15 protein-coding genes are annotated in these 18,797 nt (G+C 36.4%); 7 read left to right on the top strand and 8 right to left on the bottom strand.

Annotated elements, in window-relative coordinates; all coding sequences use genetic code 11:
• Positions 1-79 precede the first annotated feature (79 nt).
• From rpoZ to RCJ95_RS14775, 3 genes are read right to left on the bottom strand one after another with little or no spacing between them, the layout of a single operon-like run.
• Complete coding sequence (gene rpoZ / locus RCJ95_RS14785; protein WP_004227380.1) at positions 80-307, bottom strand: DNA-directed RNA polymerase subunit omega; 228 nt, start codon at positions 305-307, stop codon at positions 80-82.
• Positions 308-311: 4 nt separating this feature from the next.
• Positions 312-929: a guanylate kinase gene (gmk, locus tag RCJ95_RS14780; protein ID WP_004227379.1), complete on the bottom strand. Its 618-nt coding sequence runs from the start codon at positions 927-929 to the stop codon at positions 312-314.
• Positions 930-972: 43 nt separating this feature from the next.
• Positions 973-1,848: a YicC/YloC family endoribonuclease gene (locus RCJ95_RS14775; protein ID WP_004227378.1), complete on the bottom strand. Its 876-nt coding sequence runs from the start codon at positions 1,846-1,848 to the stop codon at positions 973-975.
• A gap of 261 nt (positions 1,849-2,109) precedes the next feature.
• Between RCJ95_RS14775 and RCJ95_RS14770 the strand changes: the two genes are divergently transcribed.
• The 7 genes from RCJ95_RS14770 (at position 2,110) to RCJ95_RS14740 (ending at position 12,290) form a co-directional block, all read left to right on the top strand.
• The gene (locus tag RCJ95_RS14770) at positions 2,110-3,807 is read left to right on the top strand and encodes an Rqc2 family fibronectin-binding protein (protein ID WP_313150235.1); all 1,698 of its coding nucleotides are present in this window, start codon (positions 2,110-2,112) and stop codon (positions 3,805-3,807) included.
• 253 nt (positions 3,808-4,060) lie between these two features.
• Positions 4,061-5,746: a methyl-accepting chemotaxis protein gene (locus RCJ95_RS14765; RefSeq protein ID WP_312129162.1), complete on the top strand. Its 1,686-nt coding sequence runs from the start codon at positions 4,061-4,063 to the stop codon at positions 5,744-5,746.
• Between the two features lie 909 nt (positions 5,747-6,655).
• A complete protein-coding gene (locus RCJ95_RS14760) occupies positions 6,656-8,320 on the top strand; it encodes a peptide ABC transporter substrate-binding protein (RefSeq protein ID WP_004227373.1) in 1,665 nt (554 codons plus the stop codon).
• Positions 8,321-8,452: 132 nt separating this feature from the next.
• Positions 8,453-9,382, top strand: coding sequence for an ABC transporter permease (locus RCJ95_RS14755; protein ID WP_004227372.1), 930 nt, complete (start codon positions 8,453-8,455; stop codon positions 9,380-9,382).
• The gene (locus tag RCJ95_RS14750) at positions 9,382-10,302 is read left to right on the top strand and encodes an ABC transporter permease (protein ID WP_004227369.1); all 921 of its coding nucleotides are present in this window, start codon (positions 9,382-9,384) and stop codon (positions 10,300-10,302) included. Before RCJ95_RS14755 ends, RCJ95_RS14750 begins: the two co-directional genes overlap by 1 nt.
• A gap of 13 nt (positions 10,303-10,315) precedes the next feature.
• Positions 10,316-11,371 carry an ABC transporter ATP-binding protein gene (locus tag RCJ95_RS14745; protein ID WP_221679782.1) on the top strand — a complete coding sequence of 352 codons (1,056 nt, stop codon included), beginning with the start codon at positions 10,316-10,318 and terminating at the stop codon, positions 11,369-11,371.
• Positions 11,364-12,290, top strand: a complete 927-nt coding sequence (locus RCJ95_RS14740; RefSeq protein ID WP_221679779.1) for an ABC transporter ATP-binding protein — start codon at positions 11,364-11,366, stop codon at positions 12,288-12,290. The genes RCJ95_RS14745 and RCJ95_RS14740 overlap by 8 nt, the downstream gene beginning before the upstream one ends.
• Positions 12,291-12,840: 550 nt before the next feature.
• Here RCJ95_RS14740 and opp4C read toward each other — a convergent pair.
• The 5 genes from opp4C to RCJ95_RS14715 all read right to left on the bottom strand — a co-directional run bounded on the left by opp4C (position 12,841) and on the right by RCJ95_RS14715 (position 18,586).
• Positions 12,841-13,749, bottom strand: a complete 909-nt coding sequence (gene opp4C, locus RCJ95_RS14735) for an oligopeptide ABC transporter permease (protein ID WP_048395389.1) — start codon at positions 13,747-13,749, stop codon at positions 12,841-12,843.
• 12 nt (positions 13,750-13,761) lie between these two features.
• Positions 13,762-14,727, bottom strand: coding sequence for an oligopeptide ABC transporter permease (gene opp4B / locus RCJ95_RS14730; protein WP_016994271.1), 966 nt, complete (start codon positions 14,725-14,727; stop codon positions 13,762-13,764).
• A gap of 82 nt (positions 14,728-14,809) precedes the next feature.
• Positions 14,810-16,543, bottom strand: a complete 1,734-nt coding sequence (gene opp4A, locus RCJ95_RS14725; RefSeq protein WP_320938939.1) for an oligopeptide ABC transporter substrate-binding protein — start codon at positions 16,541-16,543, stop codon at positions 14,810-14,812.
• Between the two features lie 53 nt (positions 16,544-16,596).
• Positions 16,597-17,586, bottom strand: coding sequence for an ABC transporter ATP-binding protein (locus RCJ95_RS14720; protein WP_320938940.1), 990 nt, complete (start codon positions 17,584-17,586; stop codon positions 16,597-16,599).
• A gap of 4 nt (positions 17,587-17,590) precedes the next feature.
• Positions 17,591-18,586 (bottom strand): ABC transporter ATP-binding protein, encoded by a 996-nt coding sequence (locus tag RCJ95_RS14715; protein ID WP_337976189.1) that lies wholly within the window; start codon positions 18,584-18,586, stop codon positions 17,591-17,593.
• Between the last annotated feature and the right edge of the window lie 211 nt (positions 18,587-18,797).

Below are 18,797 nucleotides of genomic sequence, written 5' to 3'. Positions count from 1 at the left end.
TTCGGCATTCTGTATAATCAAAATCTACTGCTAACTAGACTAGCATGCATGTAAACATAGTAAAGCACTTTACATGATGTTAGATTTCGTCCTCATACACAGTTGACTCATCCTGTGATACTTTCGTAAGTACACCTGCCGCTACTTCTTCAAGTGCTTTCCCTACATATTTATGGGAAACATACTTGTGTAAGCGTTCTGTGTCTTGCTCTTCTTGCATTTGGCGAGCACGTTTAGAAGCAAGGCTCACTAATGAATATTTTGAATCGATTTCTTTTTTTAAAGCATCTACTGATGGGTATAGCATTGTTTTATTCTCCTCTCAACATTGACAAATATCTTTTTTCAACACGTTCTCTACGACAATGCTCGGCTTTAATAATCGCATTTATACGATCACAGGCATTCGTCACTTCATCATTTTCCACAACATAATCATACAAGCTCATCATTTCAAGCTCTTCACTTGCAGTAGCGATTCGTTTGGCAATGATATCCTCCGTTTCTGTCCCACGTCCAACTAAACGATCTTTTAATTCCGTTAAACTTGGAGGGGCTAAGAAAATAAATAAGGCATCTGGTGCTTTTTTACGAATTTGTGCTGCACCCTGCACTTCGATTTCTAAAAATACATCACGACCTGCATCAAGTGTTTCATTTACATAAGCTAATGGTGTTCCATAATAGTTACCGACAAATTCAGCGTGCTCTAATAAGCCACCTTGTTCAATTAACACTTCAAATTCATGACGCGTCTTGAAAAAATAGTCTACACCATCTACTTCACCTTCGCGAGGATTTCGTGTTGTCATCGAGATGGAATACTCATAATTCGTATTCGGCTGAGAAAATAATTCTTTTCGCACTGTCCCTTTACCTACACCAGAGGGGCCAGACAGAACAATTAATAATCCACGTTCTTTTATCATTTATTCTCTATATCTCCCTTAATTTATAACAGACACGTGCAAGTTATTCGATGTTTTGCACTTGCTCACGCATCTTTTCTAAAATTGTTTTCGCCTGAACAACAGCAACCGCTGCTTCTGTAGATTGATTTTTTGAACCAATCGTATTAATCTCGCGATGTATTTCCTGCATTAAGAAGTCCAATTTACGCCCAACCGAAATCTTTTCAAGTAATGTTTCCTTCAGTTGATTGAAGTGACTATCTAATCTGTCTAATTCTTCGGAGATGTCTACTCGTTCTGCAAAAATTGCTACTTCCGCTAGTAAACGATCTTCTAGCAATGTGCCATTTGCAACTTCATTAATTCGCTCTATTAATCGTGTACGATATTTTTCAACAGCAAGCGAAGAACACAAACGAATCTGATTGACTTGCTCCATTAACTGTTCTTTATATTGTACAACAACCTCTTGTAATTCTTGCCCTTCACGCTCACGCATTTGAACGAGCTGTTCAATCGCTTGTGAAATCGCTTGTTCAACAGCACTGAGCAAATCCTCTGGTGTAAGCTGGGGTTTTTGCTGTACAAGTGCCTGCTCTAACGATAAAAGTTCTTGCATCGTCCATTTTTCTTCAAGTGGTACTTTACTTGCTAATTGCTCTTTTGCCTTACGATACGCTTCAATTAATGACCAATTAATCTCAATAGATTGCTCTACGTTCTCTAAGTCCTTCACATATACCATCACATCAATTTTGCCGCGTGACAAAGCTTGAGAAATTAGTTTCTTTGCAAAAATTTCAGCTTCAAGCCATTCTTTCGGAAATTTTGCATTAATTTCTAAAAAACGATGGTTGACCGAGCGCATTTCCACGGTTAATTGAAAGTCTCTAGTTGTTGTGACACCTCTGCCAAAACCAGTCATACTACGCACCAAGGTTCGTCACACCTTTCTTTGCATACTGGGATTATTATAACATAAGCTTTGTCGATTATGACGACTCTCCAAAAAAATTTGGATAAAGTAAAAGCTAATTCTACCACAATTGAAGCTATATTTTAATATTCACCTAAAAAATGCTATGATAAACATACCAAAAGAGTATTTGCAGAAGCTTAAAAATAGTGAATGCAGATACATTAAGAAAAAAATACGAAAGTACCAAGATGCTTGATATCGTTGGAAAGAGGAATTCATATGGCATTTGATGGCTTATTTACTTATTCAATAACTGCCGACCTACAACAGCTAGTCACTGGTCGGATTACCAAAATACACCAACCTAATGCACAAGAGGTTATTTTACATGTGCGAGCGAACGGAAAGAATCATAAATTACTGTTTTCCATCCACTCTTCTTATGCACGTGTACACCTTACTGAACAAGTGATTGAAAATCCAGCAGAGCCGCCAATGTTTTGTATGCTTTTGCGTAAGCATATAGAGGGTGGTTTTATTGCTTCTATAAAACAGCGTGATTTTGATCGCATTATAATAGTAGAAATTGAAAGTAAAAATGAAATTGGAGATCCAATTGTAAGAGAAATACATGCTGAAATTATGGGTAGACATAGTAATCTACTGTTGATTGATCAAGAGCAGGGAAAAATTATTGACAGCCTAAAACATCTACCGCCTTCAGTCAATAGCTTCCGGACTGTACTACCAGGGCAACCGTATATTGCGCCACCCACACAAAACAAATGGAATCCTTTAACAGTGACAGATGAAGAGCTAACAGCATTTTTTGTTGAAGCAAAAACCTCTAAAGAGATAGTGCAACAATTAGCTGGTTTTTCACCTCTCCACGCAGAAGAATTATTGTATCGAATGAAGACGACTTCAAATACGCTAGCATGTTTCAAGGATTTTATGACCTCCTTTGCGAACGGTGGAATGAAGCCTATGTACGTACTCTTCAATCAGAAAGTATACTTTTCCCCTATCGAATTAACGCACTTGCATGACGGGGATATAACAATCTATCCTAATGTCCATGAGCTTCTTGATCGTGTATTCTTTGCACGTGCAGAGCGAGATCGTGTAAAACAACAAGCAGGCGATTTAGAGCGCTGGCTACAAAATGAGATTGACAAACTAGCTTTAAAAACAAAAAAGTTAATGAAGGATTATGAACGTGCCTCCAAGCTCGATCAATTCCAACTATATGGTGAGCTATTAATGGCTAATATCTATGCCTTTGAAAAAGGAGTCAAGGAAGTTACTGTCACAAATTACTATAGTGAAACTGGCGAAGAAATAACGATTCCAGTAAGCGAACGTAAAACACCGATTGAAAATGCCCAAAGCTATTATACAAAGTACACAAAGGCAAAAAATGCCTTGGTCATGGTTCAAGAGCAGCTAGAAAAAACGACTGATGAAATTTCTTACTTCGAAATGCTAGCACAGCAAGTTCAGCAGGCTTCTCCTGGAGATATTGAGGAAATTCGTGAAGAGCTAGCAGAGCAAGGTTACTTAAAACTACGTCATGCGAAGAAAAAGAAAAAACAAGCGAAACCTGAACCAGAACGATATGTTTCTTCTACAGGTGTAATAATCTCTGTTGGAAAAAACAATAAACAAAATGACATGCTGACATTTAAACTAGCAAAGCGGACTGATATTTGGTTACACACAAAAGATATTCCTGGATCACATGTTGTCATTCATTCAAGTGAACCAGATGAAACGACGTTGCGAGAAGCTGCCACACTAGCCGCCTATTTTTCTAAGGCCAGAGAATCCTCTTCTGTGCCTGTAGATTATACCGAAATAAGACAGGTCAAAAAACCAAATGGTGCCAAACCTGGTTTCGTCATCTATTTTGAACAAAAGACACTGTATATTGACCCTGATGAGACAGTCATTTTACAGTTAAAGAAACAGTCATAAAGGAAGAAACCGATACAAATTGTATCGGTTTCTTCTTTTTTATAACGAGTACACGTAATCCGTACTATAAAACGATGAAAACAACCTTATCTTGATTGATTTTTACAGACAATCTTCCTTATTATAATAACAATTTAAAAACACATGAATAATCTGCACTGTTTCCTTCAACGAATATTGACTTCTACTACTGAGAAACGCTAAATTAAAGTATAAAAATTTTTATAGAGCATTTAGGAAAGGGCGTATCTATATGTCTGTAGGTAAAAAATTAAGCTTTGGTTTCTTTGCAATTATTCTCACATTAATCATTTCTTTGTTCATTATGTTTCTGTTATTTTCAAACATTGAAAAAAAGATTGAAAATGCATTAGAAGGACATGTTGCCCTTGTAGAATTAGCAGATGATATTCAATACGAAATGGCTATGCAAGGACTTTTCATTCGTGCCATCATCATCGAAGACAAACCTGCTAACAAAGAGAGTTTCTCAAAATATGCAAGTATGCTCGACACACATGTAGAAGAAATCATAGAAAAATCAAATTCAGCTGAAATGGAAACATATGCACAGGAATTAAAAATTTATAATGATACTTTTAATAAGGCAGCAACCGAAGCAATAGCTCTATTTGAAGCTGGTAATCTAGAAGGTGCTTTGCAAAAGGTAAATGGTGAAGTACAACAAGCGAATAAAGGTATACAAGATGTATCCGATAAAATTGGAAACTATCAAAAGGAACAACTAGATATTGTGACAAAAGAATCTAAACAGGCCGTATTCAATTCCCAACTCATTTCCATTATCGCAATCATTATTGGTATCGCTCTAGGTATTTTCCTTATTTTCTATATACAACGGACAATCTCACGCCCTTTAAAATCTGTCGTTCTGGCAGCCAAGCATGTAGCTAATGGTGAATTAATTCATCCAGATATTACCTATCAATCAAAAGATGAAATTGGTCAGCTTTCAACAGCTTTTAATGCCATGAAGGGTAATCTGAAAAATTTATTAACGCATATACAGGACAATGCAGAGCATTTAACAGCTTCAGTAGAGGAACTTTCTGCCTCCACTGAAGAAATAACTGCCACTGCTGATGAAATAACAATACGGATTAATGAAACAGCTGATGCTGCAGTGACAGCTACAGTAGCAGCTAACGAAAGCGCACACGCAATGGATGAAACAGCTGTAGGTGTTCAACGAATAGCTGAGGCAACTCAGCAACTACATCAGAATGCTATAACAACTTCTGAATTAGCAACAAATGGAAATGAGACTGTAGAAGAAGCTCAGCAACAAATGAATGTCATCCATGAATCAACACAAATGATTAATAATCTTGTTCAAAAATTGAGTAAGCAATCAGATGAGATTAGTCAGATCACAGCTGTCATTACAGCCATTACAGATCAAACAAATTTATTGGCACTCAATGCAGCAATTGAAGCGGCTAGAGCTGGAGAGCATGGTAAAGGATTTGCGGTTGTAGCAGATGAGGTTCGTAAGTTAGCTGAGGAATCCAAACAATCAGCCAACCAAATCGTTGCCTTAACACTAGATATTCAACAGGATACACATAATGTAGAAAAAGCAGTCTTTGATGGACTTCATTCTGTCACAGAGGGCGTTAAAATCATCGGACATGCTGGACAAGCCTTTGAAGGAATTGTGAAAGCAATTAATACGATGACGGATCAGATTGAAGATATATCAGCTACCTCTGAAGAAATTTCAGCTAGTGCTGAACAGGTTGCAGCGTCCGTTGCAGAAATCGCCCACGGTGCTTCAACGAGCGCAGATAATACAAAAATTGTAGCTTCAGCAACAAGAGAACAATCTATAACAGTACAACAAGTAAACCAAGTTGCCGCAGATCTAAGCGAAAAGTCCTTAGATTTACAGAATCAAATCAATCAATTTAAACTTTAAATAGAAAACAGTGCATTTTATAGATGGGATGCACTGTTTTTTTATATTTTTTTCATAGTACACCACTTAAAAAGTGGAAGAATATCCTTCTGAATAGCTATTGATAACGTTTTCATTTGATGAATAAACAGATTTTTAGTAATTATTTGCATTATCAATCCTCTTCAGTAAGACAAATGACATCCTCAAAAAAACAATATGATTAAAAGGGTTCTCTTTGGAAGAATATAGGACGAATTGAAGCATTCTCTTTATTTTTTGACTGATGAATAAAACAGTAACCAACTGCATAAATGCATGTATATTCAACTAGCTCTAAAATTATTTCAAAAAAACTTAATCTCATAAACTAGCTTGTCACTAAATCCAATTTTTTCTTAGTATGGGTACCTTTTTTCATACAAATGCTCATTTTTTTCTTTTTCTTCCCCACAAATGGATAATCCTAGAAAAATACAAAACAAGTTTCTTATATATCATTAATAGATAAAAATATTCATGTTTTGCGATAGTAAATTACAAGAAATTACCTGTAAAAGAAACTAATTCACTGAGTTTTACATAGATTTTCTACAAATCTATACAAATTCCTCAAGGTATTACATCTATGACTTTTGATTCATTTTTCAAATATCCATAATATTATCAAAAAAATAGGAATTTTCCGTATAGTAAATCATTTTTTTATTTTTACTTTATTTTTGATATTCAGAATAAGTAAATATCAAATTTTTAATATATATACACTTCTCCTCTTTAGTGTGATAAATCGGAAAAATTTATTATTCTCCTAAATGTCAGATAATACTATATAAATTCGAATCTTTTTTATTTTGTACACAATGATTTTTTTGGTATATTAAATAGGAGCTTCACAAAAGGCTTAAAAATTGTATAAGGGGGATTCACATGAATAAAAACAAAAAGTTTTTATTACTAACAGTCCTTGCAGTATTTTCTTTAGTACTTGCTGCATGTGGCTTCGGTGGAGATTCGTCTGACAAATCAAAAGACGAAGGAAAAGATTCTGGTTCTTCAGAAGAAACAACTTCATCAGGTGGCGAATTAAATGTTGTAGTAGCTTCTGAGCCGCCATCACTTCATCCTGCATTAGCAACAGATACAACTTCTGGTGTTATTCTTACAAATACTTTTGAAGGATTAACAACACTTGATGCAGACGCTCGTCCGGTTGCAGCTGCTGCTGAAAGCTGGGAAGTTAGTGAAGATTTAAAAACATACACGTTCAAATTACGTGATGCTAAATGGTCAAACGGAGATCCAGTAGTAGCTGGTGACTTCGAATACGCTTGGAAATGGGCATTAAACCCAGACAATCTTTCTGAATATGCTTCAATCCTTTATCCAATTAAAGGTGCTGCAGCATACAACAATGGTGAAGGTTCTGCTGATGATGTAGGCGTTAAAGCACAAGACGAAAAAACATTAGTAGTAACTTTAGAAAACCCAACACCTTACTTCTTAGAATTAACAGCATTCAAAACATATGCACCATTAAACCAAAAAGTAGTTGAAGGTAATGATGAGTGGTATGCAGATGCTGGTGAAAACTATGTAACAAACGGTCCTTTCACATTAGCTGAATGGAGACACAATGATACAATCGTATTAAAGAAAAACCCAGAGTACTGGGATGCTGATAAAGTTTCTTTAGAAACTGTTAATATCGGTATGGTTGAGTCTGAAGCAACTGCAGCAACAAGTTTCAAAGCTGGAGAAATTGACTACTTAGGTGCACCATTCCAATCTGTGGCACTTGATTCAATCGATGCATTTAAAGCTGATGGTTCATTAAATATCAATGACCAAGCTTCTGTTTACTGGTACAAGCTAAATACAAAAGATAAAATCACTGGAAACGCTAACATCCGTAAAGCGTTAGCTTTAGCAGTTGATCGTCAAGGTTTAATCGACAACATTACTAAAGGTGAGCAAAAACCTGCATTAGGTATGGTTCCTATCGCCGTTCATGGCTTTGAAGAAGACCGTGGTTACTTCAAAGATAACGATATCGAAGGTGCTAAAGCAGCACTTGAAGCTGGTATGAAAGAACTTGGAATTACAAACCCAGCAGATATCAAAATTAACCTTTCTTACAACACAAGTGAAGCACACGCTGCTATCGCTCAATACGTTCAAGAGGGCTGGACTAAAAACCTAGGTATCACTGTAGGTCTAGATAACTCTGAATGGCAAGTATATTTAGAAAAACTTAACCAATTAGATTACCAAGTTGGCCGTATGGGCTGGGTTGGTGACTACAACGATGCTTATACATTCTTAGAAATGTATGACACTGCTGCAAATGGTAACAACGATACTGGTTGGGAAAGTGCAGAATACAAAAAATTATTAGATCAATCTAACGTTGAAGCAGATCCTGCTAAACGTCTTGAGCTTTTAAAACAAGCTGAAAAAGTTGCTGTGAATGATTTCCCAGTTATTCCAATCTACTACTACACGAACCTATCTGTAGTACAAGATTATGTGAAAAACATGAAGGCAGACATCCTTGGTAACATCTCTCTTAAAGAGGTTAAAGTAGAGAAATAATCAACAATAATTCGCTTATTTAGCTCTACAGCGAAGAGCTGCCTCGTAGCCACTTCGGCGCGAGTCAGCTCTTTTTAAAATACGAAGGCATATATTTGTCTGAAAATTGACAAATAGAAGGAGGAGTTTTATGTGATTAAATATATTTTGAAAAGGCTGATGTATATACTTCTCGCGCTTTTCGTCATCGTAACGGTTACGTTTTTCTTAATGCGTCTCGCTCCTGGTAGTCCTTTCGCGAGTGAACGTAATTTCCCACCTCAAATTGAGGAGAAGTTAAACGAAACGTATGGATTAAATAACCCTTGGTATATTCAATATAAAGATTATTTAATCGATACGGCCACATTCAATTTCGGTGAGTCAATGAAATATAAAGCGCGTTCTACAAATGATATGATTTCTGAAAGTTTCCCTGTTTCATTAACATTAGGGATTGAAGCTATGCTATTAGCAGTTGGATTCGGTGTATTAATTGGCGTAGTTTCCGCGCTATATCATAATAGGTTCCCGGATTATTTGGCAACGTCCTTTGCGGTGCTCGGTATATCAGTACCTTCATTTATCTTAGCAGGTTTAATGCAGTATTTCTTAGCCTTTAAGCTAGGCTGGTTCCCTATTAGTGGGTGGAAGGGCTTTATTTATAGTATTTTACCAGCCCTTGCAATCGCTTTCTCACACATGGGCTTTATCGCAAAATTAACACGTTCAAGTATGCTTGAACAAAACAATAGTGATTATGTAAAAATGGCTCGTGCAAAAGGTATTGGTAAATGGACAATCGTATTCCGTCATACATTACGAAATGCCCTTCTGCCAGTCGTAACATACCTTGGTCCATTAACAGCTGGTGTTGTAACAGGTAGTTTCATTGTTGAGCAAATTTTCGCTATTCCTGGACTTGGTAAGCACTTTGTTCAAAGTATTACAAACCGTGACTATACAGTAATTATGGGTACGACGGTGTTCTATTCCATCATCCTTTTATTTGCGGTATTAATCGTTGATATTCTATATAGTGTGATTGATCCGCGTATTAAACTGAAAGGAGCGAAAAAATAATGACACAGCAACAAATTGAAAAAGATAAGTTTAAAATTGTTGGTGGAAATCATGAAGCAACGGAAAAATTAGCTGATAAATCAGTCTCCTTTTGGAAAGAAGTATTTCTCCGTTTCTCTCATAACAAATTAGCCATCATTGGGATAATCATTTTAATCATTGTTATTTTAATGGCTACATTCGTACCAATGCTTTCTCAATATAAAGCAAGTGATCAGCTAGGTGTTTACAATGCACCACCATCTGCACAATTTTGGTTTGGAACGGACGACCTTGGTCGTGATATTTTCGTTCGTATTTGGGAAGGCGCTCGTATTTCCCTATTTATCGGAATTGCTGCAGCGATTATTGACTTAATCATCGGTGTTTTATGGGGAAGTATTTCAGGCTTAGCAGGCGGTCGCGTTGATAACATCATGATGCGTATTGCTGACGTTTTAACAGCTGTACCTTACCTTCTAGTAGTAATCGTACTTTTAGTTGTTATGCAACCTGGTTTAATTCCTATGATTATTGCCCTGTCCATCACTGGATGGATTAACATGGCACGTATCGTTCGTGGTGAAGTACTATCTATTAAAAATCAAGAGTATGTTCTTGCTGCTCGTACATTAGGTGCTAGTACAGGCCATTTAATTATTAAACACTTAGTTCCGAATGCTCTTGGTGCAATCTTAGTAACGATGACGTTAACAATTCCATCTGCTATTTTCACCGAATCATTCCTAAGCTACCTTGGTCTTGGGGTGCCTGCTCCGACAGCTTCTTGGGGTACAATGGCCTCTGATGGTAATAAAGCTATTGCCAATGCTCCATGGCGCTTGATTTTCCCAGCAGTATTTATCTCACTGACAATCTTTGCGTTTAACGCAGTTGGTGACGGCTTACGTGACGCTCTAGATCCAAAACTACGTAAATAAGGAGGTGGCCGAAATGAGTAAAACAATTCTAGAAGTAAAAGATTTAAGAATTAATTTTAAAACTTACGCAGGGCTTGTCCGTGCTGTACGTGGTGTTAACTTTGATTTAAAGGAGGGTGAAACACTCGCTATAGTAGGTGAATCAGGCTCTGGTAAAAGTGTTACAAGTAATGCATTAATGAAACTAATTCCCCAGCCACCTGGTATTTATGAGTCAGGACAAATTTTATTCAATGGCCGTGATTTAGTTCCATTAACTGATAAAGAAATGTCTAAAGTACGCGGAAATGAAATTGCAATGATTTTCCAAGATCCTATGACAAGTTTGAATCCAACAATGAAGGTCGGACGTCAAATTACTGAAGTCATTTTGCAACACAAAAAAGTTTCTAAAGACGAAGCGAAAAAACGCGCGATTGAGCTTTTAACACAGGTAGGTATCCCCTTCCCTGAAAAACGCTATAACCAATACCCACATGAATTTTCTGGTGGTATGCGTCAACGTGTTGTTATTGCCATTGCACTTGCAGCTGATCCTAAGCTATTAATTGCAGATGAGCCGACAACAGCTCTAGACGTAACAATTCAAGCGCAAATTTTAGAATTAATGAAAGAAATTCAGAAAAACTCGAAAACATCTATCATTTTCATTACACACGATTTAGGTGTAGTGGCGAATATCGCTGACCGTGTAGCGGTAATGTACGCTGGGCAAATCGTTGAATATGGTACTGTGAATGATATTTTCTATAATCCAAAGCATCCTTACACATGGGGTCTACTTGGTTCAATGCCAGATTTAGATAATGATACTGATGAGCTATTACGTACGATTCCAGGCTCACCACCCGATCTTACGAATCCACCTAAGGGTGATGCATTTGCAGCTCGTAACGAGTATGCTATGGCGATTGATTATGAACAAGAGCCACCAATGTTCCAAGTAAGTGAAACACATTTTGCAAAGACTTGGTTGTTGCATCCTGATGCACCAAAGATTCCTCTTCCAGATGCGGTTGCTAAACGTATTGAAGGGTATTTAGCAAAGGAGGCACAAGAAAATGACTAAAACTGGTGCGAAAAAAATTCTTGAAATCAAAAATTTACAGCAGCATTTTGGTTCGCCAAGTAATCCTATCAAAGCTGTAGATGGTATCAGCTTCGATGTCTACGAAGGTGAAACACTTGGTCTTGTGGGTGAATCAGGTTGTGGTAAGTCAACAACTGGTCGTTCAATTATTCGATTATATGATATTACAGGTGGCGAGATTGTTTTCGATGGTGAAAATGTCCATGGAAAAAAATCCAAAACTGAGTTAAAGAAATTTAACCGTCAAATGCAAATGATTTTCCAAGATCCTTATGCTTCTTTAAACCCTCGTATGACAGCTGGTGAGATCATTGGTGAAGCCTTTGATATTCATGGCCTTTACAAGGATAAAAAAGAACGTCGTGCAAAAATCCAAGAGTTACTTGAAGCTGTTGGTTTAAACAAAGAGCACGCGAATCGTTACGCACACGAATTCTCTGGTGGTCAACGTCAACGTATTGGGATTGCCCGTGCACTAAGTTTAGATCCTAAGTTTATCATTGCGGATGAGCCAATCTCTGCGCTAGACGTATCTATTCAAGCGCAAGTTGTTAACTTACTAAAACAACTACAAAAAGAACGTGGCTTAACATATCTTTTCATTGCCCATGACTTATCTATGGTAAAATACATCAGTGACCGTATTGCTGTAATGTACCGCGGTAAAATCATGGAAATCGGTAAAGCAGACGATATCTACAATAACCCTGTTCATCCGTATACAAAATCTTTACTATCAGCTATCCCACTTCCTGATCCAATGTCAGAGAAGCGCCGTCAACGTATTCAGTACAAGCATACAGAGGTTGACGAAAGTGCAACCTACCATGAAGTAGGTGACCAGCATTATGTTTATGGTACTGCTGATCTAGTAAAAACTTGGGTTGCTAATCGCTAAAAGCTATAACTCCTATCGACAGTATAAAAACTGTGATGGGAGTTTTTTTAATTTACTTCTTTTATTACCCAATATCCCCATCAGACTAAACCTAGATAAACTTACTACCTTTTAGTAGACTATAATTCCCTTCATTCTTTTATTTTACACAAAATAATTAGTTAATAAATACCATTTATGTAAAATTAATTTAAATATTTTAAGGAATATATTATGATAGAGTTAACACGAATAAAGGGGTGTATTCAATGAAAAAAAGTATGAAACTTCTTCTTGCTACATGTTGTTTTACAATCGTATTAATTAGTGTTGGTTCTACCACAGCATCTGCCTATCCAGGTCCATGCCACAGTCCAAAGCCTTGTGTGATTAGACCATAATAGTTGGTCTCAAAACATTATTTCAGGTCTCTATCTTCTTTGTAAGGACAATCAATATTACTATGTATTAAACTATTATCCTTTATAAAATTCGGCACCTTTAAATGTAAAAGTAATCACATTTAAAGGTGCCCTATTTTCTTGTCATTTATTTAATACCCATTTTTTAATTACCTTCTAGATTTTGGATTTAATGCATCCTTTAACCCTTCTCCGATAAAATTAATGGACAAAATTACTAGTGTAATAGCTGTTGCAGGAGGCACCCACATCCAAAGCTTCTCCTTTAATACCTCTGAGTTTCTAGCTTCGGACAGCATATTCCCCCAACTTGGTGTATCTGCTGGTACGCCTAACCCTAAAAAGCTTAAACCAGATTCAGCGACGATTGTTACAGCCATCAGCAATGTTGCTTGTACAATAATCGTCGAAGCAACATTAGGTAGTAAATGCTTCATAATAATCTTTGATGATTTACATCCTATTGATTGAGCTGCTAATATATACTCATTTTCCTTTTCAGCAAGCACCCTACTTCGTACAATCCTTGCAACTGATCCCCACATTAACAGTGAGATAACAAAAATCAAAGTCCATAGACCAGATACTTTTCCAATTAGAATTTGATTTAAAACAATTACAAAAATCATAAATGGAAACATTAAGATAAAATCTGTAAATCTCATGAGTATTTGATCTATTTTTCCACCAAAGTACCCTGAAATTGCGCCGACTGTAGTTCCAATTAAAACAATAAAGAACATACAGCTTAATCCCACTGTTAAAGAGGATCTACCAGCATAGAGCATTCTTGTAAACACATCTCGTCCATTTGTATCTGTTCCTAACCAATTTTCACTAGAGGGTGGTTTACTTATTTGGGTAAAATCCACCCGGACAATATCTTTAGTTGTAATATATGGTGCTAGAAACGATAAGATAATAACAATCAGTAAAAATATAAGGCTAATCAAGGCTAGTTTATTTTTAAAGAACTTTCGTCTCGCAATTACCCATGGCGAGGGGCTTTTCTTTGGCGATTTTGGCGTTAAAACTTCTTGATCCGTTACCAATGTCATATTTCCCCCTCCTTAATCCAATCTAATACGTGGATCTACTACACCATATAATAAATCCGCTATTAAATTTCCAAAAAGTGTTAAAAACGAAAGTAACATTGTGATCGACATCATGACTGCATAATCCCTTCTTCCAACTGATTCAAGGAAGAGAGCACCTATTCCAGGATACGTAAAGATTGTTTCTGTTATTACCGCACCGCTAATTAAAGTTGCGATATCAAACCCAAGGAACGTAATAAGAGGAATAATAGAATTTCGTAAAATATGTTTGTTATAAATTTTCGATTCTTTTGTTCCCTTTGCTCTCGCAGTTCTTACAAAATCTTTTCTACTATTTTCAATAATGTCATTCCGCAAAAATTGTGTATAGGATGCTGTTCCCATCAATCCTAATATAAGCGCAGGTAGTAAAACATGGTGGAATCTACTTATATAGTAGTCCAAATTTCCAGGCTCTAGCCCGACGCCCACAGATCCGTTAAATGGGAACCAACCTAACTTGAACGAGAAAAAGTAAATGGCTACAATTCCCGCAACAAATGACGGAATGGCTAAAGCTAAATAATTATACGTTGCAATCAAATTATCCCCAAGTGTATAGGGTTTTCTACCAGCATACATGCCCATGATAAATGCAAATATGTAGGTAAAAATTAACGATGTTAGAGCTAAAAATATGGTATTAGGTATACGCTGCGCAATAATTTCTACTGCTGGTTTCTTATAAACAGTTGATTTACCAAAATCCCCTTGCATAAAATTAACAATCCATCTACCGTATTGCTGGATAATAGGATCGTTATAGCCTAATTTTTCTCTCATTTCTTCGATATATTGTGGATTCGTATTAGAAGGATCAATTTCACCAGCAAATGCATCTCCTGGCATCATTTTCGCTAAAAAGAATACCACCAACGAAATAAGGAGTAACAATGGGATCATGCCAAGTAGTCGTCGAAGTGTATATTGAAGCATGTAACGTCTCCTTATCTATAAATTTACTAACTAAGTCCTCTTTTCAAGGACTTAGTTAGCAAGAATTAAAGTACACAATAGCTTATTCTTTAATATGCCATTTATAAACATCCGTTTGGAAGCCAACAGCGTTGACATGAACACCTTGTAAACGATTATTTATACCATATAAATCTAGGTTTTCCCATAAAGGAAGGGCAGGTAATTCTTCGTTGAAGTATTTTTGCCATTCAACATATGTTGCCATACGTTTTTCTTTGTCAAATGCTTCTTCACTTAAGCCTTTATCCAATAATTCTTGGTTTTTAGGATCTACCCAACGACCATAGTTCCACTCTGCGTCATTCCCCCATAATCCTGATGGATCTGGATCAGCACCTGTGCTCCATGCACCGAAGAATGCTTCTAATGCTGCATCATCATTATCTTTCATATCATTATATAAGTTAAACTCAATTAAACTACCTGTCGCTAATTCTGTTTTTACACCAATATCATTCCAAGATTGAACAATTGCTTGTGCACGTCCTTCAAATGCTGCTGAACCTGCATAGTGACCAAAAGAAATTTTAAATGGTTGTCCCTTTGGATCTTCTACGAAGCCATCACCATCTTTATCTACATAACCTGCAGATGCTAATAGCTCTTTTGCCTTTTCTGGGTTGAATTCATATTGATTTAATTCTGACTCTGGTGCAGCAGTCCAGAAAGTAGTTGGAATCACAGTGTTGGCAACTGTTGCTTTACCTTCTAAGAAAGCATCGATCATTGCTGGACGGTTAATTGCATATAATAATGCTTGACGTAATTCTTTTGCATTAAATTTATCAAAATCTGCCACATTTTTTAATGTAGCTTTATCACGATGACCAAAACGAAGTCCGATGTATGAATAGCCCACACCATTAGTTTCTTCAATACGTACATTGCCTAATGCTTCTAATTCTTTTACGGATTGTGGTCTAATATCCATAATGTCAATTTCTCCATTTTGGAATGCGCCCGTTGCTAATGATGGGTCAATTACTTTTACAATAACACCATCAAGCTGTGGTTTGCCCTTCCAGTAATCATCAAAACGCTCTAATTCAGAATATTCTCCATCTACAACTTTTTTCACCTTAAATGGCCCTAAGCCAACAGGATTTTCACGAACTTGCTTTGATTCCTCTAAATCCTTAACAGCAATACCTTCATAATGTTTCTTCGGCATTGGATTTGACCATAGATTTTCTAAATTATTAATTTTAACTTGTTCAAAAGTAATTTTTACAGTGTATGGATCTACTACTTCAATACCTTCGATTTTGTCAGCCTTACCTTCTTTTTTAGCTTTGGCACCTTTAATTCCCTCTACATAATTGTAGCGAGGTCCAGCATAGTCAGGATGTGCAAGAGTTTCTAATGCAAAAACCCAATCATCAGCTGTTAACTCTTCACCATTATGCCATTTCACACCCTTCTGGAATGTAAACGTATACGTTAATTTGTCCTCACTTATTTCCCATGATGCTAAGTTTGGAACATATTCTAAGTCATCATTTACATCATAAATACCTTCCATTGTGAAATTTTGAATATAGCTGTCTACAATACTACCTGAATAAGCAGGATCATATACGCCTTCAGGTGCAACATCTGTACCATATGTTACGATGCCACCCTCTGTAGAAGGTTCATCTGTTGTTGTCGTTGTATCCCCACTTGTATCCTTTTCATTTTCCTTCTCTGTTTTTGATGAGTCATTATTACATGCAGCTAAAAATAACGCCATAACTAGCACTAGCATAAATGACCATAATGCTGATTTTTTCATTTTTTTCCCCCGTAATTTTATTTTTGTCAATAACTATTTTCCGTTTTTAGTTTTTAATATAAATGACAAGCAACACTATGCCCCGACTTCACCTCCTTTAAAGCTGGCTTAGATAATGAACATTCTGCCATTGCCTTCGGACATCTAGGATGGAATGGACAGCCTGATGGTGGATTAGCAGGACTCGGTATATCTCCCTCTAAAACAATGCGACTATTTTTCTTTCTCGGATCTGGCACGGGTATTGCAGAGATCAACGCTTGTGTATAAGGATGTAATGGCTCATCGTAAATATGTTCCTTATCAGCTATTTCTACAATATTTCCTAGATACATTACGCCAATTCGATCGCTCATATGCTTGACCACACTTAAATCATGTGCGATGAACAGGAATGTTAAATCAAACTCATCCTGAAGTTCTTTTAATAGATTAAGAACTTGTGATTGTACTGATACATCTAAGGCTGAAACAGGCTCGTCTGCTATAATAAGCTTTGGTCTAAGTGCAAGTGCCCTTGCAATTCCAATACGCTGACGCTGACCACCTGAGAACTCATGAGCATATTTATAATAAGCATCTTCAGGTAAGCCTACTTTTCTTAATAGCTCCATTACCTCGCCTTTTAATGATTTCAATGATTTGTTACTGAAATTCATAATAGGCTCTGCAACAATGCTTCCTACCATTTGCATCGGATTCAATGAGGCGTATGGATCCTGAAATACCATTTGAATATCTTTTCGTATATCCCTTAAAGATTTCCCTCTCAAGTTTGTAATATCTTTACCGTCAAAGATAATTTTTCCTTCCGTCGAGTCTAATAATCTTAAAATGGTCCGTCCAGTTGTTGATTTTCCGCAACCCGATTCTCCAACTAACCCTAATGTCTCGCCATTTTTAATAGTAAAAGAAATATTATCCACTGCTTTTACATGACCGACAGTATGCCTTAAGAAGCCACCTTTGATTGGGTAATATGTCTTCAAATCAATAATTTCTAATAAGTTATTCTTTTCTTGTTTTACGATTGTTTCATTCATGCTGTCAGCTCACACCCTTTCTAGTATCGCAACTTTCATAAAGTAAACATGATACCTCATGTCCATCGTCTATAAAGGAAAGTTGCGGCGTAACCTTGCTACAATCAGGCATAGCTGAAGGACACCTATCCACAAAACGGCAACCTATTTGGGGCATATTTTTCAACGAAGGTACAATCCCTTGAATGGTCGTTAATTTTTCAACTTCTTCATCGATTCTTGGTATAGAAGCCATTAATAGCTTTGTATACGGATGCTGAGGATTGTGGAACAAATTATCTACATTTGTTTTTTCTACAATTTTCCCCGCGTACATGATAATTACTTCATCACACATTTCGGCTACGACTCCTAAATCATGTGTAATAAGCACGATCGACATATCATTCTTTGCTTGAATTGTCTTTAATAGCTCTAAGATTTGAGCTTGTACCGTCACATCAAGTGCCGTAGTAGGTTCATCTGCAATTAATAGTTTAGGTTGACAAGCAATGGCAATGGCAATCATAACCCTTTGTCTCATACCACCAGATAATTGGTGCGGATACTCATCAACAATTTGATCCGCTCTCGGTATGCCGACTTGTTTTAATAAGTCGATTGCTTTACTTTTAGCCTCAGTCTTTGAGATTTTAGAGTGATTTAAGATAATCTCTTGTATTTGTGAACCAATTGTAAAAACGGGATTTAATGATGTCATGGGTTCTTGGAAAATCATACTGATATCTTTTCCTCTAATCTTATTCATGTCATCGCTAGAATAATTTTCGATGTTTTTTCCTTCAAACTTAATTTCTCCGCCTGTAATTTTGCCAATCCCTTTTGGAAGAAGCTGCATAACTGAAAGTGACATGACACTTTTTCCACATCCAGATTCCCCAACTACCCCAATAATTTGACCTGATTTGACTGAAAAAGAAACATCATCAACAGCATGATAGATATCCCCATCTATATCAAAACCAGTTTTAAGGTTTTTCACTTCTAACATTAAGCTCATTTAATATCACACCTTTAATTTTTTTACTAAAAATCACTACATCCTTTATGTAAGTAACAGAAACATATGTCTAAAATGTATTCTTTAAGTAAAAGATGTAAAAAGAAATTAGCTTTTGGCTTCCCTCATAAGATTCAATATTCCGAAAAATTAGATCATAAGATGTTAAACCTATTTCAAAATTATATTAGCTAAAAAAAACATCAAATTT

Source organism: Lysinibacillus sp. BSL11, from assembly GCF_052928325.1.
The sequence above is the reverse complement of the archived record's forward strand: the minus strand, read 5'-3'. Positions and strand labels throughout refer to the sequence as shown.